Here is a 21579-nt window from a genome sequence, read left to right on the forward strand (position 1 = left end):
GTAGGGCCGCGCGCGGGTGGGTCAGGGCCGGTCGATCCACACCCCGTGCGTGTGCGCGAGGGCCACCGGCGCGGTCTCGCGGGGCCGCAGACCCACGCGCAGGTCCGCGCCGCCGCCGGGCTGCGGCTCGAACGCGACCCGCACCAGGGGGCGCCGGGCGGCGACGGCGACCACCGCATCGTCCACCGCGTCGAGGGCGTCGTCGGGCAGCTGGTAGAGCGCGATCGAGTGCCACAGCACGATGGGTCCGGGCGGGAGCGCCTCGGCGACCGCGGGAAGCGTCACCGCCGCGTCGCCCGCGACCATCGTGATGTCCGCGGAGGCGCGCAGCGCGATCGCGGCGCGCAGGCGCTCGAGGCGGTCCGTCTGCTCGGGCCACACGAGCGCCTCGAGCCACGCGGCCTGCTCGGGATCCGTCGCGTCGACCGGCGCGAGGTCCAGCCCGGTACGGGTCGCGAACGCCGGGGGCGCCACCGGCAGGTCGAACGCGCCGCGGTTCTCGCAGTCGAGGGTGAGCGGCGAGGCGCCGATCCGGGTGCCGTCGTAGCGATACGCCACCGTGTCCATGAGGAGCCCGAGCCCCGCGGAGGCGCCCACGTCGATCGCGTGCACCGGTCCGTCCCAGCCGCGTTCCCCGAGCGCCGCCGCGATGACGGGCATGAGCACGGCGCACCGGCGTACCTCGTTGGTCTGGGTGCGACGGGACCCGAACGCGAGCACGTCGGCCTCGCGCTCGAGCACGAAGCCGCGGAACGCCTCATACGCGGCGGGCTCCGCGGGGCGCGCGTCCCCGGCGAGCCGTGGATACCAGGCGGCGAGCGCATCGTCCCTGCTGAGAAGGCGCTGCACGGCCGCGAACAGGATGTTGATGGGCGGCGAGGAGGGGATGCGCGCAAGGACTCCGAGCAGCGCGGGATCGTCGGCGATGCGCGTCGCGAACAGCCGGTAGAGCGGCGAGTCCGCCGCGAAGGGCACCCACGCCCGCACCGACGCGGCAACCTGCTCGAGCGGGACATCCTCGCCCGCGAGCCAGCGCTCCATCACGGCCCCCTTGATGCGTACTTTTACGTTTCCTTGACCGAAATCGACGCTACCACCGCGGGTAGCGTGGCGGCATGGCTGCGCCCCTCTCCGCGATCGACGTGCGACGGCTCCGCCTGCGCGCGCTGCTGCTCGCCGGCGAGCGGGGACGGGCGGGGGACGATGCGCCGGCCGGGGACGCGGGCGAGGTCGCCCGGGTGGTGGCTCACCTCGGAGCGATGCAGGCCCAGGACGTCGCCTCGGCGCTGTGGTCGCTCGGGCTGCGGCTGCCGGGCACGACCGAGCTTCACCTGCGCGACGCGCTCGCGCGCGGACAGGCGATCCGCACGTGGCCCATGCGCGGCACCATCCACCTCGTGCCCCCGCGCGACGCCGCGTGGATGACCGCCCTCATGAGCACTCGGCCCCGTGCGGCCGCGGCGGCGCGGCGTGCCCAGCTGGGACTGGACGACGCGACCGTCGAGCGCGGCGCGCAGGTCCTGCTGGAGGCCCTCCGGGGACGCCGGCTCACGCGCGCCGCCTGCCTGGCCGCGCTCGAGGATGCAGGCATCCCGACGGACGGTCAGCGCGGCTACCACGTGATCGTCGACGCGGCCCAGGCCGGCGCCGTGTGCATCGTCGCGCAGGACGGCAAGGAGCAGGTGTTCGCGCGGCTCGACGAGGCCGCGCCCGATCCGCTCCGGCCCTCACGCGAGGACGCGCTCGCGACCCTCGCGCGCCGCTACGTGCAGTCGCACGGCCCCGTCACCGAGGCGGACCTCGCGCGCTGGACGGGCCTTCCGTTGCGGGACTGCCGCGCGGGCATCGCGGCCGCGGGCGAGGCGATCACGCGCGTCGACACGGTCGCGGGTCCGATGCTCGCGTCGCCGCGAGTGCTGGAGGCCGGCGCCCCCGCCGAGCGCGCCGTCCTCGCGGCACCGGGCTTCGACGAGCTGGTGCTGGGCTACGCGGACCGCTCCGCGCAGCTGCCGCGCGAACGCGAGGCCGCGGTGGTCCCGGGTGGCAACGGCGTGTTCCGTTCCACGTTCGTGCGCGACGGCCTGGTGGTGGGCACGTGGCGGCGCACCGTCACGGCGACGGCGGTGCGCGTGGAGGCTCACGACCTCGCGGGGTTGTCTGCCCGCGACCGCGGCCGCTGCGAGGCCGCTCTCGCGCCCTACGGCGCGTTCCTCGAACGCAAGGTCCGGGCCGCGTGGGCCTAGCGGCCCACCACCATCAGACCTGGTAGCCGAACTCCTCGAGCAGCAGCCACTCGCGCTCCGCGATGCGCGCACGGTGCTCGGCGTCCATCCCGACGCGGCCCGACTTCGACGCGTTCGCGCCGGCGTGCGACCGCGCGATCGCCTCGATCTCCTCCCGGGACTTCGTGATCCCCAGGCGGTCCCGGTGGGCGTCGAGCATGTCGACCACGTCGTCGGCGAGCGACTCCGTGCGCAGCGCGACGTCCCACATCTTGTGCTCGGCGTGCTGCGCGCGGACGTCCTCGACGGTCTTCATGGTCGCCATGCGGGGGAAGGGCCGGGAGATCGCGAGGCGCAGGTAGCGGAACGTCTGCAGCCCGACGAGCGGGGCGATGCCGCTGGTGCCCCACCGCCCGGCCACGAGCGCGGTGTTGGCGGGGTCGAGCACCACGTCGAGCCACGTGCCGAAGTCGTCGTACACGGCGCCGTTGCCGGACTGGCGCAGGTTCTTCGACACTCCTCCGTGACGGTCGACGCCGTAGCGGTACAGCGACAGGTACTGGGCCCACGGGTCACGCACGGAGATGCAGTGCAGCAGCGAGGGGTCGTGCTGGTTGATCACGCCGTGACGGTTGCGCATGACCGGCTCCTGGCCGAGGACCTCGATGAGGACCTCCTCGACGTAGGTCGAACCGGTCTTCTGCGGGTCGAGATAGACGAGCCCCTCGAACACGACGGCCATGCCAGCACCCTTCCCTCTCACGCCCGGACGGGCCTGCGACCCCGTGACTGTACCGCGACTGCGGGAGCTAGCCCCAGACCAGCCCCTGCGACGGATCGCTCATCACGCGGCCCACGTCGGCCAACACGCGCGCGCCGAGCTCGCCGTCGACCAGGCGGTGGTCGAAGCTGAGCGCGAGCTGCGTGACCCAGCGGATCTTGATCTCGCCCTCGTGCACCCACGGCTGCTCGCGGATCGCGCCGAACGCGAGGATCGCGGACTCCCCGGGGTTGAGGATGGGGGTACCCGTGTCGATGCCGAGCGGGCCCACGTTGGTGATCGAGATGGTGCCGCCGGTCAGCGAGCTCGGGGGCGTGCGGTTCTCGCGCGCGAGGGCGGTGAGCTCGCCGAGCGAGGCCGCGAGCTCGTGCAGCGGCAGCCGGTGCGCGTCCTTGATGTTGGGCACCAGCAGGCCGCGCGGCGTCGAGGCCGCGATGCCGAGGTTGACGAAGTGCTTGTAGACGATCTCCTGCGCCTCGTCGTCCCACGACGCGTTGATCTCGGGGTGGCGGCGCACCGCGAGCAGCAGCGCCTTCGCCACGATCAGCAGCGGCGTCACGCGCACGTCCGCGAACTCGCGGTCCGCCTTGAGCCGCTTCACCAGCGTCATGGTCTCGGTGACGTCGGCCGTGTGGAACACGGTCACGTGCGGCGCGGTGAACGCCGACTTCACCATCGCCTCGGCGGTCCGCTTGCGCACGGACCGGACGGGCACGCGCGTCGAGCGCCCGCCGTCCTTCGAGTAGCCGGACTCGAGCCACGGCTGGTCGTCGCCCGCGTATGTCGCGAGGCTGCGTGCCGAGTTCGCCTGCGACGCCTGCTCGACGTCCTCACGCGTCACCAGGCCTCCGGGACCCGACGGCGTGACGGTGGTGAGGTCCACGCCCAGGTCGCGCGCGAGCTTGCGCACCGGCGGCTTCGCGAGCACGGGGTACTCGCTCGCATCCTCGGCACCGCCGATCGGGTCGAGCGCGCCGTCGCGGCGCTCGCGCCGCTGCGCGGAGCCGGCCCTCACGCCGTACCCGACGAGCACGGCGCCCGAACCCTCCGTCTCCGCGACCGTCGCGGGGGACGATGCCGGGGCCGGCTCGGGCGCGGCCGGCGCCTGGGCGACGGGCGCGGCCGGAGGCGCGGACCCCTCCACCGCCTCGGTGACCACGGCGTCCTGGGCGACCGGTGCATCGTCCACCGGCGCCTCGCCGCCGGGGTCCACGTCGAACGTCGCGATCGGGGCGCCCACGTCGACCGTGTCGCCCTCGGCGGCGAGCAGCGCGACCACCACGCCGTCGTACGGGCACGGCAGCTCGACCAGGGACTTCGCGGTCTCGATCTCGAGCAGCGGCTGGTTCACCTCGACGGTGTCGCCCGGGGCCACGCGCCACGTGACGATGTCCGCCTCGGTCAGGCCCTCGCCCGCGTCGGGCATGTGGAAGGTCTCGATGGTGGGCATGCGCGGCCTCTCAGTGCGTCATCACGCGGTCGACGGCGTCGAGCACGCGATCAAGGTTGGGAAGGTAGTCGTGCTCCAGCTTCGCCCCAGGGTAGGGCGCGTGGAAGCCGCCCACCCGGAGCACGGGCGCGTGGAGGTGGAAGAACGCCTGCTCGGCGACGCGCGCGGACAGCTCGGCGCCGGGGCCGTACGTGGTGGGCGCCTCGTGGACGATCACCACGCGGCCCGTGCGCTTCGCGGAGCGCACCACGGTCTCGGAGTCGAGCGGCGAGATCGAGCGGAGGTCCACCACCTCGATGCTGGTGCCGTCGGCGCCGGCGAGCTCGGCCGCCTGGAGCGCGAGGCGGACCGTGGGCCCGTACGCGACCAGGGTGACGTCGGTGCCCTGGCGGGCGACGCGGCCGCGCGACATCTCCGCGGTGCCGGCCGAGGCGCCGTCCTCGCCTGACAGCTGCGCGTCCACGCGGGTCTCGTCGACCTCGCCCTTGTCCCAGTAGCGCGCCTTGGGCTCGAGGAAGATCACCGGGTCCGGCGAGGCGATGGCCTGCTGGATCATGTCGAAGGCGTCCTGGGGCGTCGCCGGCGAGATCACGCGGAGGCCGGCCGTGTGCGCGAACAGCGCCTCGGGGCTCTCCGAGTGGTGCTCGAGGCCGCCGATCCCACCGGCGAACGGCACACGGACCACCACGGGCAGCTGGATGCGGCCCTGCGAGCGGTAGTGCATCTTCGCCAGCTGGGTGGTGATCTGATCGAACGCCGGGAAGATGAAGCCGTCGAACTGGATCTCGACCACGGGACGGTAGCCGCGCATGGACATGCCGATCGCGGTGCCGACGATCCCGGACTCCGCGAGCGGGGTGTCCATGACCCGCTCGGGGCCGAAGTCCTTCCACAGGCCGTCGGTGACGCGGAAGACGCCGCCGAGCTGTCCGATGTCCTCGCCCATGAGCAGGACCTTCTCGTCGCGGTCCATCGCCGCGCGCAGGCCGCGGTTGATCGCGCCCGCCAGAGTCATCTGGGTCACGCGTGCACCCCCTGGTCGGCGAACGAGCGCTCGTACCGCTCGAACCACGCCCGCTCCGCGGCGACGGTCGCGTGGGGCTCGGCGTACACGTGGTCGAACATCGCGGTGCTGGTGGGCGACTCCCACCCGCGCACGGTCTCGCGGGTGCGGCGCCCGAGTGCCTTGGCCTCCGCCGCGACGGCCTCGCGGACGTCGTCATCGAGCTCGCCGAGCGCGGTGAGGTACGCGTCGAGGCGCGCGATCGGGTCGCGGTCCGCCCAGTACGACTCGTCGGCGCGTGTGCGGTACCGGGTCGGGTCGTCGGCGGTCGTGTGGGCGCCCATGCGGTAGGTGAAGGCCTCGATGAGCACCGGCCCTCCGCCCGACCGCGCGCGCTCGAGCGCCCAGCGCGTCACGGCGTAGCACGCGAGCACGTCGTTGCCGTCGACACGCACGGACGGGATGTCGAAGCCGGCGCCGCGCTGCGCGAGCGGCGCGCGCGTCTGACGCGTGACGGGCTCCGAGATCGCGAACTGGTTGTTCTGCACGAAGAAGACGACCGGCGCGCTGTTGACCGCGGCGAACACCATGGCCTCGCTCACGTCGCCCTGGCTGGTCGCGCCGTCGCCGAAGTAGCAGATCACCGCGCCGTCCCGCTCGGGGTCGCCGGTCCCCACCATGCCGTCGCGGTCCATCGCCATCGCGTAGCCGGTCGCATGCAGCGAGTGCGCGCCGATCACCAAGGTATAGAGGTGGAAACGGTGAGCCTCGGGGTCCCATGCGCCGTGCTGCAGACCCCTGAAGATCCGCAGGATCTCGGGCATGTCGACGCCACGGGTCAGCGCGACGCCGTGCTCGCGGTACGAGGGGAACACGAAGTCGTTGCCGTTCAGCGCGTGCCCGGAGCCGATCTGGGCGGCCTCCTGGCCGAGCGACTGGACCCAGACGCCCAGCTCGCCCTGACGCTGCAGGCTGGTCGCCTCGTTGTCGAAGGCGCGCACCACCGTCATGTCGCGCCACATCCGCCGCAGCGCCGCGGCGTCGAGGTCCGCGGCGAAGCCGTCGAAGTCGGGGTGCGCGAGCCGCTCGCCGGTGCGGGTGAGCAGGGTGATGAGGTCCTCGTCGGTGCGCGGTCCGTGTGCCTCCATGAGGGGCTCCCTTCCGTTCCACAGGCGGGTCGCGAAGCGGCCCGCCGTAACCTACGCCAGCGTAGGCTACGGAACCGTAGGTTATCAACCGGACCCCCGCATCGTGCCCAGGCGCGCCGCTCCGTGCCCTCACGGACCAAGAACCCACCTTTCCGGTAGGAATTCCCTCTCCGGGCGCCCCGCATGTACCGTGGGGCCGTCGCGGGGTCCGCCGGGAGCCCGCCTGTCAGGAGGCATTGCATGGGAACGCACGACGGCATCGCCGACGCGGCGCTGGGCGAGCTGCTGGCTCGGGCCGCGGGTGAGGAGCTGTTGCGGGTGCGCCGCGAGTCGGGCCTCGAGGGCAAGGAGCTGGGCAACGCGGGCGACGCGGCCGCTCAGGCCGTGCTCGCCGCGCTGCTGGCGGAGCACCGCCCCGACGACGCCGTGCTGTCGGAGGAGGCGAAGGACTCCGCGGCGCGCCTGAGCGCGGACCGCGTGTGGATCATCGACCCGCTCGACGGCACCCGCGAGTTCTCGGAGGGTCGCGCCGACTGGGCGGTCCATGTCGCGCTGTGGGAGCAGGGCGAGCTCGTGCTCGGAGTCGTGGCGATCCCCGGCGAGGACCTGGTGCTCAGCTCCGCGACCGTCGCCGCCGCGCCGGAGCCCGCCGACGGTGCGGGCCTCACGCTCGCGGTGTCGCGCTCGCGCCCGCCGGCCGTCACCGAGCCCGTGCGCGCCGCTCTCGACGCCGAGCTCACCCCCATGGGATCGGCCGGCGTGAAGATCGCCGCCGTGGTGCGCGGGCAGGTGGACGCGTACGTCCACGCCGGCGGCCAGTACGAGTGGGACTCGGCCGCCCCGATCGCGATCGCGCGGGCCGCGGGCCTGCACACCTCTCGCGTCGACGGCAGCCCGCTCGTCTACAATGGCGCGGACCCATACCTGCCGGATCTGGTCGTGTGCCGTCCGGCCCTGGCGCCGCGGATCCTCGCGGCCATCTCGGACTACACCGACGGAGACCTTTAGATGACGGCTTCTACGTTCAGCCAGCTGGACGCGCTGGAGGCGGAGGCGATTCACATCGTGCGCGAGGTTGTCGCGCAGATGGAGCGTCCGGCTCTGCTGTTCTCTGGTGGCAAGGACTCGATCGTCCTGCTCCACATCGCGCTCAAGGCGTTCGCGCCGGCGCGGCTGCCGATGCCGCTCGTGCATGTCGACACGGGCCACAACTTCCCCGAGGTCATCGACTACCGCGACCGCGTGGTCGAGCAGTACGGCCTGAACCTCGTGGTGGGCTCGGTGCAGGAGGCGATCGACAAGGGCACGGTGCGTGAGGAGCCCAACGGCTCGCGCAACCGCATCCAGACGCCTGTCCTGCTGGACACCATCGAGAAGAACCGGTTCGACGCGTGCATGGGCGGCGCGCGCCGCGACGAGGAGAAGGCCCGCGCCAAGGAGCGCGTGTTCTCCTTCCGTGACGAGTTCGGCCAGTGGGACCCGCGCAACCAGCGTCCCGAGCTGTGGAGCCTGTACAACGGCCGCGTCCACATGGGCGAGTCGATCCGGGTGTTCCCGCTGTCGAACTGGACCGAGCTGGACATCTGGGACTACATCAACTCCCGCGGCATCGAGGTGCCGTCGATCTACATGGCGCACGAGCGTGACGTGTTCCACCGTGACGGCATGTGGATGGCCGCGAACGAGTTCTGCGCCCCGCGTGAGGGCGAGATGATCGAGCGTCGCACCGTGCGTTACCGCACCGTGGGCGACGCGACGCTGACGGCCGCGGTGCTGTCCGATGCGGACACGATCGACAAGATCATCGCCGAGACGGCGGCCACGCGACTGACCGAGCGCGGTGCCACGCGCGGCGACGACCGAGTGTCGGAGGCCGCGATGGAGGACCGCAAGAAGGAAGGGTACTTCTGATGGATCTTCTCCGTTTCGCGACCGCGGGTTCGGTCGACGACGGCAAGTCCACCCTCATCGGCCGTCTGCTGTACGACAGCAAGTCGATCTTCGAGGACCAGCTCGACGCGGTCGAGATGGCGTCGAAGGCGCGTGGCACCGAGTACACGGACCTGGCGCTGCTGACCGATGGTCTGCGTGCCGAGCGTGAGCAGGGCATCACCATCGACGTGGCGTACCGCTACTTCGCGACCCCGAAGCGCAAGTTCATCATCGCGGACACGCCCGGCCACCAGCAGTACACGCGCAACATGGTCACCGGTGCCTCCACCGCCGACCTCGCGATCATCCTGGTCGACGCGCGCAAGGGCATGACGGAGCAGTCGCGTCGCCACGCGACCCTGTCGTCGCTGCTGCGCGTGCCCCACGTGGTCCTCGCGGTCAACAAGATGGACCTGGTGGGCTGGTCCGAGGAGCGGTTCAACGAGATCTACGAGGAGTTCACCGAGTTCTCCGCGAAGCTCGACGTGCCCGACCTCACCGCGATCCCGATGTCGGCCCTGCTGGGTGACAACGTGGTCGACCGGTCCGTGAACATGCCCTGGTACGGCGGTGCGTCGCTGATGCACCACCTCGAGCACGTGCACATCGCGTCGGACCGCAACCTGCAGGACGTGCGCTTCCCCGTGCAGTACGTGATCCGTCCCATGCGCAACGAGGTCCACGACTACCGCGGCTTCGCCGGCCAGGTCGCGTCGGGCACCATCCGTGTGGGCGACGAGGTCATGGCGCTGCCGTCGGGCATGACGTCCAAGGTCGCCGCGATCGACGGCCCCAACGGGCCGCTCGAGGTCGCCCAGCCGCCCATGTCCGTCACGCTGCGCCTCGAGGACGAGATCGACGTGTCCCGTGGTGACGTGATCTGCCGCACCGGCAACCACCCCGAGCCCACCCAGGACCTCGACGCCACCATCTGCTGGATGGACGCCGACGCCCTGACCGTGGGACGCAAGCTCGGCATCCTCCACACCACCCGCATGGCGCGGGCCATGGTCAAGGACATCGCCTACGAGCTCGACGTCAACACGCTGCACCGCAACACCGACGCCACGGAGCTGAACCTCAACTCCATCGGCCGTGTCCAGCTGCGCGTCACGTCGCCCCTGCTCGTCGACGACTACGCCGACAACCGCACCACCGGCTCGTTCATCCTGATCGACGAGGCGACCAACCGCACCGTCGGCGCGGGCGTGGTGCGCGAACACTAGACATGGACGTAGGACTCATCGCGGCCGCCGCCTGCATCGGCGTGGTGGTCGGCCTCACCGGCATGGGCGGTGGCGCCCTCATGACGCCCACCCTCGTGCTGTTCTTCGGCATCCCCGCCCCCGTCGCGGTGTCCTCGGACATCGTCGCGGCGGCCGCGATGAAGCCCTTCGGCTCCTGGGTCCACATCCGCAACAAGACCGTCAACTGGCAGCTCGTCAGGCTGCTCATGTACGGCTCCGTGCCCGCCGCGTTCGCCGGCGTGCTCCTCCAGCACGCCATCGGCGACGTCGACACCATCGAGACGTTCACCAAGAAGGCCCTCGGCGTCGCCCTCATCATCGCCTCGGCCGGCCTGCTGCTGCGCGCCTACCTGCGCCTACGCGAACGCGCCCGCTCCCGCGACGGCTCCGCACCGCCGCTGCCCAAGGAACGCCCCGTCGTCGTCCCCCGCCCCATCCCGACCATCATCGTCGGCATCATCGGCGGCGTGATGGTCGGCCTCACGTCGGTCGGGTCGGGCTCCCTCATCATCATCGCGCTCATGGCGCTCTACCCGGCCCTCAAGGCCTCCCAGCTGGTCGGCACCGACCTGGTCCAGGCCGTGCCCCTGGTGGTCTCGGCCGCGATCGCGCACCTCATGTTCGGCGAGGTCGACTGGTCCGTCACCATCCCCGTCATCATCGGCTCCATCCCCGGCACCTACCTCGGCGCCCACCTGTCCAGCCGCGTCTCGGGCGGACTGGTCCGCCGCGCCCTGGCCATGGTGCTGCTCATCTCGGGCCTGAAGATGCTCGGCGTGTCGAACCAGCTCACCCTCGCCGCGCTCGGCGCCGCCCTCATCGGCGGCACCCTCGCCTGGGGCCTCATCCGCCACCAGCTCGGCTTCCGCTTCTTCATCTGGCAGGACAAGCGCGCGCAAGCCGCCGCCACCGCCGCGAAGACCACCACCCCACCCCCGGTCACGGCGACGAAGCCCGACCCGGCCACCACCGACCTCAAGGAGCACTAGCGTGCAGCTGCGCCTCACCCCCCTCCAGCTCAACGAGCTCGAGCTGCTGCGTTCCGGCGCATACGGGTCCGAGCTGCGCTACCAGCTGCCCAGCCGCGACACCCACGCCGCGACCCTCCTCATCGCCGACATCGCGGTACCCGCGTCGATCGAGCTCCTCGACACCGAGGCCACCCCCGTCGCCCGCGTCGACCTCACCGGGTCCACCACCACCGAGTCCGGCACCTGGATCGCCGGCGACGTCACGATGCTGCGCGAACCCGCATCCGTGCCCTTCGCGGAGATCCGTCCCCGCGCGGCCCTGCCCATGCTCGACCACGCCACCCTCGCGCTCGGCAACGACATCGCCGACCGCGACGACGACCTCATCCTGGTCGACCACGGCGACGCCGACGCCCTCACCCGCGCCGTCAGCGCGGCACGCCGCACGGGCCGCGAGGTCCGCGTGCTGCCCCGCCCCGCCGCCGCGCACCTCGACAACGACGCGACCGACGAGCTCCTCACCCACCTCGCCGAGGTCGTGTTCGCCTCCACCGTCGCCACCCGCCGCCGCACCGGCCGCTCGCGCGGCACCGGCATGGTCATCCTGCTGTCGGGCCTGTCCGGCTCCGGCAAGTCCACCATCGCCCGCCAGCTCACCCGCCGCCTGCGCGCCGAGAGCCACCAGCGCGTGACCCTCCTCGACGGCGACGAGGTCCGCGCCATGCTCTCCTCCGGCCTGGGCTTCTCGCGCGCCGACCGCGAGCTCAACGTCCGCCGTATCGGCTGGGTCGCCTCCCAGCTCGCCGCGCACGGCGGCATCGCCGTGTGCGCCCCCATCGCCCCCTACGCCAGCATGCGCGCCGAGATGCGCGCCATGGCCGAGGAGCACGGACGGTTCGTCCTCGTCCACGTCGCCACGCCCCTCGAGGTCTGCGAGGCACGCGACCGCAAGGGCCTCTACGCCAAGGCCCGCGCCGGCGAGATCAAGGAGTTCACGGGCATCTCGGACCCCTACGAGACCCCCCACGACGCCGACATCGTGGTCGCCCAGGACGGCACCGAGACCGTCGAGGAGGCCGCCGAGGCCATCCTCAACGCCGTCATCGCGCCCGAGTCCAGCTACATGATCTGACCGGCGCGCGCCTCAGCGCGCCTCGAAGGCCGGCATGGCCCGCTCGACCTGAGGGACCGCGCTGTTCACCCACGTGCGGGTGAGGTGGCCCTGGTCGGCGTAGACGAGCACGTTGCCCACCACCGGCACGCAGGTGTCGGCGTCGCAGTAGAGGTCGGTGAGGTCGATCACCGTCGCCCGATCGCCGGCCTCGGCCGCCGTCGCCAGGGCGTCGTCCTCGACCGACACGTCGCGCGCCGTCCCGCACGCCCGTCCCGCCGCCTCGGCCGTCCGGGTCTCGAGCTCGCGCTCCACGCACTCGACGTTGTCCTCGCGCGGACGCGGCGAGTCCCGCATCACGTAGACGTCCGTGACGTGGCTCGGCAGCCCCTCGATCGCGGTCGTGTGGGCATCGACCGCGAAGTCCCACTGGTCCACGCCCGCGGGCGTCGCGAAGCGGGTCTTCGCGAGCGCCGCCATCACGACCATGGTGACGTCCTCGCGCTTCTCGAGCTCCGCGCTCACGCGCTCGTTGAACGTCGCGCACGTGGTGATGAAGCGCTCCTCGAGGTTGCGGTCCTCCGCGACGAAGGGGCACGAGGCGCGCGCCATGACGATGCCGTGCCAACCGTGGCGCTCGGCCAGCACCTCGAGCGCGGGGAGCCAGTGGTAGGCGTGCGAGTCGCCGATGAGGGCGACCGTCCGCGTCGACTCGTCCCGGGGGACGCCGAACTCGCACAGGTCGAAGTCGGGGCTGCCCTTCATGCCCAGGCAGTCCTCGGGGGAGTCCTCCTTGGCGGCGGCCGGCAGCGGCACCACCTGGTCCTTCGGCAGCGTGGGCGCGCAGGCCCCCTCGGGGTCCACGGTCGCGGCCCCCAGGCAGAGCGGCTCCTCCACGGGGTCCTCCGCCGCCGCGTCCCCGCCGGCTCCCGCATCGTCCTCGGAGGATCCCTCGGCGACCACGGCATCGTCCCCCGCGCTCGCCGCCGCCGCCGCGAGGCGCTCGGACTCCGCGAGGCTGGCGGCGACGTCGCGCTCGACCGTGACCACCATCCAGGTCGCCACGCCGATGACGAGCGCCATGCCGGCGACGACCGCGACGAAGGTGCGCCGCGCCGGCGCCGCCACCAGGGAGGGCATGCGCCGCACGGGTCCCTCGACCCAGCGCCACGTCAGGTAGGACGCGCCCGCGACACCCGCGAGCAGCACGATCTTGTCGAGCGCGAGCATCTCGCGCGCGATCGCGTACGGCACGATCACGATCGCGACCCAATGCCACAGGTAGATCGAGTAGGACAGCTCGCCGGTGGCACGCACGGCTCCGATGCGCCACAGGCGCCTCGGCGTGCCCCGCACCGCGTCGCCGTCCGCCCACAGGACGAGCGCCGTGCCCAGGACCGGCACCAGCGCCCAGCTCCCCGGGAACGGCGTGGCCCCATCGAACGTGATCGCGGCGGCGAGGATCGCGGCGAGGCCCACCCATGCCGCGACGGCCCGCGCCCAGCCGGGCGCCCGCGCCGCGGAGACGAACGCGAGGAGCGCCCCCACGCCGAACTCCCACGCGCGCGTCGGGGTGATGAAGTACGCCTGCGAGGGGCTGGCCGCCGTCCATGCCACCGAGGCCGCGAACGATGCCGCGGTGACGGCGAGCATCGCGGTCGCGATCGCCCGGCGCGGGCCGAACGTGCCGCGGCCCACGCGGGCCACGACCACGGCGGCCACCACGATCAGCGGCCACACCAGATAGAACTGCTCCTCGGCGGCCAGCGACCAGTAGTGCTGGACGGGCGACGGTGCGTCGTCCGCGGCGAGGTAGTCGACCGCCTTCGACGCGAGGACCCAGTTCTCGACGTAGGCCGCGGAGGCGGTCACCTCGCGCGTGAACGGCTCCCACAGCGCACGGGGGACCCAGACCCACACCGCGGCGAGGGTCGCCCCGAGGACCAGAAGGGACGCGGGGAGCAGGCGCCGGGCGCGACGCGCCCAGAAGGCCCCCAGGCGCACGGTGCCGGTCTCCTGCGCCTCGCGCACCAGGTGCGACGTGATGAGGAAGCCCGAGATGACGAAGAACACGTCGACGCCGACGTAACCGCCCGTCAGGCGCCACGGCCACAGGTGGTAGACCACCACCAGCACCACGGCGAGCGCGCGCAGGCCCTGGATGTCGAGCCGCAGCGCCGAGCGCGCGCGGGTGCGCGCGGCGCTGTGGCGGGGACGGGCCGGGGAGAGCGTCATCACCACAGGGTAGGCGGTGACCTCGGGAGCCCCTTCCTTATGCGTGGCTTGTACGGGCCGTGAGTTATGGTGGGGGCAACCCGCCCGCATGACCTGCGGGACTTTCCTTGCGCCCAGATGCACCGGGTGCCTCTGGGCGTCCCAGGCGCTCGCGGCCGCGGGCGACGGGGATCACGCCTCGACGTCCACCCCACAGGAGGGCACATGCCGTTCGACCGGTCCGTATCGGTCATCATCCCCGTCCACAACGGCGCCGACTTCATCGGCACGGCGCTGCAGTCGCTCGAACGTCAGGTCTCCGACCCGGCGCGCATGCAGGTCGTCATCATCGACGACGGCTCGACGGACGGCACCGGGGACATCGCGCGCGAGTTCGGCGACCGCCTGGGCGAGATGGTGATCCTGCGCAACGAGAGCCCGCAGAGCGTCGGCACCGCGCGCGTGCAGGGCCTCAAGGCCGCGGACCGCGAGTACATCGCCTTCCTCGACGCGGACGACTGGATGGCGCCCGGCCGGCTCGACCACCTCATGACGCGCTGCGACGAGCTGGGCGTCGACTTCCTGCGCACCGATCACGTGCGCGCGTTCGAGACGGGTCAGCCCCGCGAGATCCACCGCGCGCCCGAGGGCCGCCGCGACGTGCCCATCGCCGCGCGCGACGCCATCCTCCCCACCAACCACGCGTCCCTCATCGACTACCCGTTCCCGTGGGCGGGGATCTTCCACCGCCGCCTGGTCGACGACGGCCGCCTCGCGTACGACGAGGGGCTGCACAGCTTCGAGGACCGCGTCGCGATCTGGCGCCTCTCGCTCACGGACGCGACCGTCGCCGTGGTCGACGCCCCCTGGATCGTCTACCGCCGTGACGTCGGCACCTCGCTCACGCAGGTGTTCGACAAGCGCCAGCTCGCGTTCATCGACGGCTTCGCGCTCGTGCGCGACCTGGTGATGGCGCGCGACGAGGACCGGGTGTTCGAGGCCAAGGTCATCCGTCAGTTCCTCGCGATCGCGGCCCACCATGTCGCACGCGACCGGGGCATGAGCCACGCCGATCGCAAGCTGCTGCGCGCGGCCATCCGCGAGTTCGCCACCACGCTCGATCACGAGCCGCTCGCGAAGGAATGGGAGGCGATCGGGATGGCGCGTCGCTCGCAGCTCGGCCCCGCCATCCTCCCCGTGCTCAAGGAGAAGGCCTCCGCATGATCCAGCTCACCGCCGTCACGACGCTCTTCGGCGCCGCCTCGGCCGCCGCCGCCATCGATGCCGGCCTCCTGGGAGAGGCCGACGAGCGCGTCCTCGTCATCTCGAACAACGCGCCCATCCCCGAGGTGGTGACATCGCTGGCGGACACCCCCGGCGCGGAGGCGATCCTGTCGCGCTTCGACCGCGTCATCGACCTGGGCGCGCTGCTCGCCCCGCAGCGGCCGTCCCACTGGAAGGTCTTCGCGATCGACGTGCCCATGCAGGAGCGGCTGCTGCGCGAGTACTTCGGGCTGGGCGATGCCGTGGTCGAGCTCGTGGTCGAGTCCGTGCACGTCCCTCCGGCCGCCACGCTCGCGCGCGTGTTCCACAGCGCCCGCATCACCATCCTGTCCGAGGGCCTCATGAGCTACGGGCCCACGCGCGACCCGCAGTCGCATGCGTTCGGGCAGCGGATCACCGGCATGGTCTACCTCGACCTCGTGGAGGGCCTCGACCCCCTGCTCCTGTCCGAGCACGGCATCACGTACCACCCCATCGCCCCCGAGCACTTCCGCGCGCTCATGGGCGAGGTGTGCGACGCCGCGCAGCTGCCGCGGGTCGCGGACGCGTCTCCGACGGCGCTGGTGCTCGGCCAGTACCTCGCGGCGCTACGCCTCATCACGCCGGCGCAGGAGTCGGCGATGCAGGTGAAGATGTTCGACGCGGCGCGCGAGCTCGGCGCGACGCGTGTCCTCTTCAAGCCCCACCCGTCGGCGCCCGCGACCAACACGGCCGCCCTGGTGGAGGCGGCCCACAAGGCAGGCCTCGAGATCGAGCTGGTCGACCCGCGCCTCTCCGCCGAGGCGGTCATGGTCACCCACGACCTCGTGGGCGTGGTGGCAGGGTTCTCCACGGCCCTCGCGACCGCCGAACGGATCTTCGACCTGCCCACGCGGTGCGTCGGCACCGAGGTGATGTTCCGCTCGCTCACGACATTCGAGAACAGCAACCGCATCCCGCTCACCATCATCGACTTCCGGTCGCGCCACCGCGGCGAGACGGATCTGCTCGAGCGGCTGCGGAGGCTCACCGTCGCCGTCGCGTTCGTGATGCAGCCCGACACGCTGAGCGAGCGCCGGGACGAGGCGGTCGCCTTCCTCGAGCAGGCCTCACCCGAGGACCGTGCGCGCTACTTCACGCAGGGACGCATCAACCGGCTCGGGCTGCCGGGAGCGCAGCTGCAGTCCGCGGTGTCGCGCATGGCGCGCGGCGCGCTCGAGCGCGTCCCCGCGAGCGCGGCACGGCCCACCTACCAGTACCTGCGCAAGGTCCGCGCCGCGCGCGCCAAGGGCGCCAAGTGAGGCCCTCTCTGCCCGCGTGGGGTCGACCGCGTCGCGAGGAGTTCCCCGCGCCCGTGCTGCTGCACATCGGCATCCCGAAGTCCGCGACCACGGCCGTGCAGAACGGGCTGTCGAAGTCGCGCAGGAAGCTGCGCAAGGCGGGGATCCTCTACCCGGAGCTCGACGGCCGCATCAACCACCACCACCTCGCGGTCCAGCTCATGGGACGCCGGCACGGCGCCTGGAACCCCACCGGCGACTCGCTCGACCTGCTCGAGCGGCTCAAGCGCGACGCCGCCGCGCCGGGCGTGACGCAGGTGGTGCTGAGCTCGGAGCTCCTCGCGGAGATCGACATCACCGAGGCGCGCAAGGTGCTGTCGCACCTGGGCCACGACGTCCGCATCCTCATCACCCTCCGCTCCATCCCCCAGCTGCTGCCGTCGTCGTGGCAGCAGGGCGCCTCCGCGGGTCTCCAGGAGCCGTTCGAGGACTGGCTGCACGAGGTGCTGCGCGAGCCGGCGAAGCTCGACCTGCGTCCGCTGATGTCCATGCGCGGCGACGACGGCTACACGCTCATGACCCGGTGGAAGAAGCTGGTCGGGGCCAAGAACATCACGGTGCTCATTCCCGACCCGGAGGATCGCACCAGCGTGTTCGTCGAGATGGAGCAGCTGCTCGGCCTCGACCAGGGCACCCTTCCGCAGTTCTCGAGCAACACGTCGCTGTCCTTCACGCAGAGCGAGTTCACGCGGCTCACCGGCGCGGCCACGCGTCAGCACCTCACCAGCTTCGAGCGCGTCCAGCTGGTCCAGCAGGGCATGGGCAACGGCATGAAGCGCGGCACGGGCACCAAGGGACGCCCCGCGACGCTCCCCGCCTGGGCCCTCGACGCGGCGCAGGAGGCCGGCCGTGCGCTGGCACGTTCCGTCACCGCGACGCGTGCGACGGTGCTGGGCGACCTCGACGTGCTGTCCGCCGCGGCCCGTACCGGCGCGGACGAGCCCTACGCGCAGCCGACCGAGTTCCCCCTGTCCATGGTGATCGACGGCCTCGCCGGCGGCTTCCGTCGCGCGACGGAGGCACCCTTCGCGAGCGACGACGCGCTGCGCCCCGTGGTGCGCGCACCCAAGGTCGAGGGGCTGCGCGAGCCGCTCTCCGGTACCGCCCAGGCCGTCCCGCTCGCGTTCAGCGGCAGCGGCGGCCTCGGCCGGGTCGCGACGGTGGCGCGCACGCGCCTCCACAGCGCCTCCGATGCTCACCCGCTCACGCGCCTCAAGCCGGGGCGCGACGTGCGCGACGCGCCCGCCGTGATCGCTGTCGAGCCGGCCGCGACCACCGCGTGGCGCCTCTATCAGTCCCACCTGATCGACGGCGGCGTGCAGAGCTGGGCGGAGTTCGCGGGCGGCCTGAGCCTCGCACGGGACGATGCCTGGTGGCAGGAGCGCGCCGCCATGCTGGCATCCCTCGTGGCCGGGTCGGACGTTCGCGCCGTGGTGACGGTGGAGGACAACGCGGCGCTGGCCGCTGCGTTCCGCGCGCTCGAGGCCGCCCTGGGCGCGCCCGCCGGCGCCGTCACGGACATCTCTCACGGCACGCCGGGCGTCGCGCTGATGTCGGCGGAGCACGCGGCCATCCTGCGAGGCTTCAACCAGGCGATCGACGGACGCGGACAGGACGTCGACCGCAAGCGGCTCGTGGTGAACGGACTCGTGTCGTCGCTCACCTCGCGCGCCCCCGAGCACGGGCCGCTCCCGACGCTTCCGCCCACCGTGGCCGAGCAGGCGCGCGAGCACGACGAGCGCATGGCAGCGCTGCTCATCGAGGTGGGCGTCGAGACCCCCGACACCCGCGCCTCCGAGAGCCGCGGGCCCGCCGACCCCGACTCCGTCGAGGTGGTCGACGCCGAGGATGCGGTTGCTGCCGCGGCAGGGATCATCCGAGCGGCGCGCGCCGTCTCACACGCCGCACGGAAGCGGGCGGCCGCCGGCTCGTGACGTGACTCAGGGGAGGCGCCTCTCGGCGCCTCCCCTGAGTCATGCCTCGGCGATCAGCCCCGGGGGAACCCGTCCAGGGTGGTCCACAGCACCGGGATGGGCCGGCCCATGCCGGACACCTTCTCGGACGCCTTGAGCCGGCGCACGGTGCCCTCCGTCACGAGGAAGCGGGCGTTGCTCGGCGACAGGAGCAGGCGACCGCCCTTGGTCTCCGCCAACGGGATGGCGCGGCACGTGGACCACTCGACGTCGCGCAGCGAGACGACCGGCTCGTATTCGGCCACGTGCGTCGCCGAGATCAGGTACCGCGTGCCGCCCGCGATGACGAACTGGTCGCCCAGGCACCGCACGGCGATGGTCGCGCTGGACGAGGCCGGCGTGTAGAGCGCGAGGCGCGCCGCGTCGACCGTCGCGATCGATCCGACCGCGAGCTCCGTGGCCTGGCTCGCGTAGACGCGCCACCGCGTGGCGGCCCCGTCGATGAGCCAGCGCTGGCCGGTGTCGGCGTCCTTCACGACGCGACCGGGCCGGAGCATCTCGGGGCCGAGCCCGATGTCGTCGATCACCTCGGACGGCACCGCGACGACGGTCCGGTCCACCCCGAGCGAGTTCGCGATCTCATGCACCTTGGCACCCTTGGGGAACTTGCGTGCGCCGGTCCCGTCGATCAGGTAGGTGGTGCTCGTCGCGACGTCGGAGAGGAAGGCCGGCATGCCGGTGACGCTCGCGACCGGCAGCGGCGCGAGGAGCTCGTCCGCGACCGCGGCGGCCACGCCCTCGGGGGCCTCGTCTCCCACGTCGACGAGGCCCGACGCGGTGAGCATGTACGTGTCGCCGGAGTCCTCGGTGCGCACGAAGCCGGACAGGGCGTCGGCTATGGCGGGGATCTTGAGATCCGCGGATGCCACCTTCACCGGCGTCGACAGGAAGGCCGAGAGGCCCGCCTGGTTCCAGAGCGTCCCGCCGACGCGTCCCAGGCGCTCGCCGCTGCGGTACACCATCTCGGAGCCGTCGGTGAGGGCCTCGCCATCGGCCACCATGACCGCCCGGCGCGGCGCTCCGGAGAGGATGGACGCCGGCACGGTGACGGCCTCGGCGGAGACGCTCTCGCCGCTGTCGGCGGGGGCCGCCGCGCTCGAGATCGCGTGCCGTCCCGCGCGGTTGACGTAGTACTCGGCGCCCGCGCCCGTGGTGAGGAGCGGCGTGAGACGGGTGCCGGCGGTGAGACGCAGCATCTCGCCGTGATCCATCTGCGGGATGTCCGCGCAGTCGACGCCGAGCCCGTTGACCAGGTTCGACCCGCAGCCGCCCACCTTGTGGCGCTCGCGGCCGTACAGCGCCCACACCTCTTCCAGGCCCGTGTCGTACACGTAGCGCGGCATCTTGCCTCGGTTCGCGTACGAGGTGAGGTACCCCTTGCTGACCGTCGCGACGGTGCCCAGCGCCGCGAGCTCCTTCGCCTTCACCGGGCCCGTGAGCGCCCAGCGACCGTCGGTGGTGAGCAGGTACACCGTGCTCGAGCCGGCGGCCTTGACCAGGGACTGACCGGCGGTGGTGGACCCGAACCAGTCGTTGTACATCCGCCAGAAGTTGCGGTTGCCGTACGCGGAGCAGCTGTTGCCGGTGCCGTAGAGGTTGTCGAGCGCCGCCTGGTTGGGCGTGTACGGGGTGTACACGTACAGCGCGTGGGTCGCCTGGTTCTCGACGAAGACGTCCTTGGTGCCGCAGCTGGTCGGCACGTTGTACTGGATCGCGCTCGTCCTCCCTGCGCCGTACCGGCTGTAGAGCGAGGACGTGGGCAGCGTGTAGCCCTTGAGGAGCGAGGCGCCGTAGTAGACCTGCGCATAGAGGCCCTGGTACGGGGTGTTGCAGCCGCCGTCGTCGGGGCACCCCGCGCCCATGGCGTAGGCGAAGGCCCTCGAGGACGGCGCCGTCGAGGTGACCAGCGACTGCTCCTTCTGCAGGATGGTGAGGATCGCCTTGGGTGAGATGTCGCAGGCCTTGCCGACGGCCGCGATGATCTGGCCGGCCGTGGCGTTGCTCTTCGCCGCGATCGCGTCGCAGCGGTCCGTCTTCGCCTTCGCGGTGATGCGCTCCCGGTAGTTCTCGAGGCAGGTGGCGCCGGCCGCGCAGCCGGGGTTCTTGGCCGCGATGAAGCTGTCGATCGCGCCCGACCCGAGCGCCGTACCATCGAAGAACAGCGAGTCGGTGATGATCATGCCGGCCTTGAAGTCGTCGCCGTCGAGCGCCTCGGCCGCGGGCGCCGCGACGAGCGTGCCGAGCGCGGCGAGGAACGCCGCGCCGAGCGCGAGGACGCCGCGCTGGACGCCGCGCGCGCTCACGGGTGCACCGCCGCCGCGGCCGCGGACTCGAGGGCGTCGCGCTGGGCCTCGGTGATGCCGCCCTCGCCCGTCACGGTGCCCTGAACCACCGCATCGTCCCACAGCGCGAAGAAGGTGAGGATGGTGTCCCCGCCCACGCCCTCGAGGGGCGCCATCTCCACGATCAGCAGCGGCGTGCCGCCATCGGTGGTGCCCACCGAGTGCTCGACGGACACGCCGTCCGCCTCGCCGAGGCCGCCGTAGGTCTGTGCGAAGACCTCCTCCGGATCGACGGTGCCGTAGTCGTTCGCGGTCGAACCGATCAGCACGTCCCCACCGACCTCCTGCGGGGTCTCGGCCGGCGTGGCCGAGACCGAGGGCGTCGCGGAGGGCGACGCCTCGACGCTCACCGTCGGGTGCGCCGACGGCGTCACGGACGCTGCAGGCACGGTCGCGGACGCGCTCGCACCGGGCTCGTCGGAGCCGGTGCAGGCGGAGAGCAGCAGGACGAGCGCCACCGGCGCGACCGCCAGGGCAAGGGGACGGGAGGGGTGAGAACGCACCGCCCAAGGCTAAGGCGTGGCCGTGCCGCCCGGACCGGTCCGGACCCGGTGTGTCGAGGGTCGGTCGCGGGCAGCGGCG

At 72.4% G+C, this 21579-nt stretch carries 17 protein-coding genes; 9 read left to right on the forward strand and 8 right to left on the reverse strand.

Annotated features, from left to right (window positions below):
- Nucleotides 1-21: 21 nt before the first annotated feature.
- Complete coding sequence (locus tag AOM01_RS05340) at nt 22-1041, reverse strand: DUF2332 domain-containing protein (RefSeq protein WP_062290120.1); 1020 nt, start codon at nt 1039-1041, stop codon at nt 22-24.
- A gap of 74 nt (nt 1042-1115) precedes the next feature.
- On the opposite strand from AOM01_RS05340, the gene AOM01_RS05345 reads away from it, so the two are divergent.
- A complete protein-coding gene (locus AOM01_RS05345; protein WP_062290123.1) occupies nt 1116-2243 on the forward strand; it encodes a winged helix DNA-binding domain-containing protein in 1128 nt (375 codons plus the stop codon).
- 13 nt (nt 2244-2256) lie between these two features.
- On the opposite strand, the gene AOM01_RS05350 is transcribed toward AOM01_RS05345, so the two are convergent.
- From AOM01_RS05350 to pdhA, 4 genes are all read right to left on the reverse strand, one after another.
- Nucleotides 2257-2964 carry a hypothetical protein gene (locus AOM01_RS05350; protein ID WP_062290126.1) on the reverse strand — a complete coding sequence of 236 codons (708 nt, stop codon included), beginning with the start codon at nt 2962-2964 and terminating at the stop codon, nt 2257-2259.
- Nucleotides 2965-3031: 67 nt separating this feature from the next.
- A complete protein-coding gene (locus tag AOM01_RS05355) occupies nt 3032-4453 on the reverse strand; it encodes a dihydrolipoamide acetyltransferase family protein (protein ID WP_062290129.1) in 1422 nt (473 codons plus the stop codon).
- A gap of 10 nt (nt 4454-4463) precedes the next feature.
- Nucleotides 4464-5468 (reverse strand): alpha-ketoacid dehydrogenase subunit beta, encoded by a 1005-nt coding sequence (locus AOM01_RS05360; protein ID WP_062290946.1) that lies wholly within the window; start codon nt 5466-5468, stop codon nt 4464-4466.
- 5 nt (nt 5469-5473) lie between these two features.
- Nucleotides 5474-6604, reverse strand: a complete 1131-nt coding sequence (gene pdhA, locus AOM01_RS05365; protein ID WP_062290132.1) for a pyruvate dehydrogenase (acetyl-transferring) E1 component subunit alpha — start codon at nt 6602-6604, stop codon at nt 5474-5476.
- Nucleotides 6605-6844: 240 nt separating this feature from the next.
- Between pdhA and AOM01_RS05370 the strand changes: the two genes are divergently transcribed.
- The 5 genes from AOM01_RS05370 to cysC are packed head-to-tail and all read left to right on the forward strand — an operon-like array spanning nt 6845 to nt 11886.
- Nucleotides 6845-7612, forward strand: coding sequence for a 3'(2'),5'-bisphosphate nucleotidase CysQ (locus tag AOM01_RS05370; RefSeq protein WP_062290135.1), 768 nt, complete (start codon nt 6845-6847; stop codon nt 7610-7612).
- Nucleotides 7613-8515: a sulfate adenylyltransferase subunit CysD gene (gene cysD / locus AOM01_RS05375; RefSeq protein ID WP_062290138.1), complete on the forward strand. Its 903-nt coding sequence runs from the start codon at nt 7613-7615 to the stop codon at nt 8513-8515.
- Entirely contained in the window at nt 8515-9762 is a 1248-nt protein-coding gene (locus tag AOM01_RS05380; protein ID WP_062290141.1) for a sulfate adenylyltransferase subunit 1, read from the forward strand. Before cysD ends, AOM01_RS05380 begins: the two co-directional genes overlap by 1 nt.
- A 2-nt stretch (nt 9763-9764) precedes the next feature.
- Entirely contained in the window at nt 9765-10772 is a 1008-nt protein-coding gene (locus AOM01_RS05385; RefSeq protein WP_082110014.1) for a sulfite exporter TauE/SafE family protein, read from the forward strand.
- Nucleotide 10773: 1 nt separating this feature from the next.
- On the forward strand, nt 10774-11886 hold the full coding sequence (gene cysC / locus AOM01_RS05390) for an adenylyl-sulfate kinase (RefSeq protein WP_062290144.1): 1113 nt from the start codon (nt 10774-10776) through the stop codon (nt 11884-11886).
- A gap of 12 nt (nt 11887-11898) precedes the next feature.
- Here the strand turns inward: cysC and AOM01_RS05395 are convergent, their stop codons facing one another.
- Entirely contained in the window at nt 11899-14100 is a 2202-nt protein-coding gene (locus AOM01_RS05395) for an acyltransferase family protein (RefSeq protein WP_062290147.1), read from the reverse strand.
- A gap of 204 nt (nt 14101-14304) precedes the next feature.
- Here AOM01_RS05395 and AOM01_RS05400 point away from each other — a divergent pair, with 204 nt between their 5' ends.
- From AOM01_RS05400 to AOM01_RS05410, 3 genes are read left to right on the forward strand one after another with little or no spacing between them, the layout of a single operon-like run.
- Nucleotides 14305-15303, forward strand: coding sequence for a glycosyltransferase family 2 protein (locus AOM01_RS05400; RefSeq protein WP_062290149.1), 999 nt, complete (start codon nt 14305-14307; stop codon nt 15301-15303).
- Complete coding sequence (locus AOM01_RS05405) at nt 15300-16643, forward strand: polysialyltransferase family glycosyltransferase (protein ID WP_062290152.1); 1344 nt, start codon at nt 15300-15302, stop codon at nt 16641-16643. The genes AOM01_RS05400 and AOM01_RS05405 overlap by 4 nt, the downstream gene beginning before the upstream one ends.
- Nucleotides 16640-18616: a hypothetical protein gene (locus AOM01_RS05410; RefSeq protein WP_156155846.1), complete on the forward strand. Its 1977-nt coding sequence runs from the start codon at nt 16640-16642 to the stop codon at nt 18614-18616. The genes AOM01_RS05405 and AOM01_RS05410 overlap by 4 nt, the downstream gene beginning before the upstream one ends.
- Nucleotides 18617-18669: 53 nt before the next feature.
- Here the strand turns inward: AOM01_RS05410 and AOM01_RS05415 are convergent, their stop codons facing one another.
- Complete coding sequence (locus AOM01_RS05415) at nt 18670-20958, reverse strand: hypothetical protein (protein WP_062290158.1); 2289 nt, start codon at nt 20956-20958, stop codon at nt 18670-18672.
- A complete protein-coding gene (locus tag AOM01_RS05420) occupies nt 20955-21500 on the reverse strand; it encodes a hypothetical protein (protein ID WP_156155847.1) in 546 nt (181 codons plus the stop codon). Before AOM01_RS05420 ends, AOM01_RS05415 begins: the two co-directional genes overlap by 4 nt.
- Between the last annotated feature and the right edge of the window lie 79 nt (nt 21501-21579).

This window comes from Demequina phytophila (genome assembly GCF_000971135.1).
GTDB classification, from domain to species: Bacteria; Actinomycetota; Actinomycetes; order Actinomycetales; family Demequinaceae; genus Demequina; species Demequina phytophila.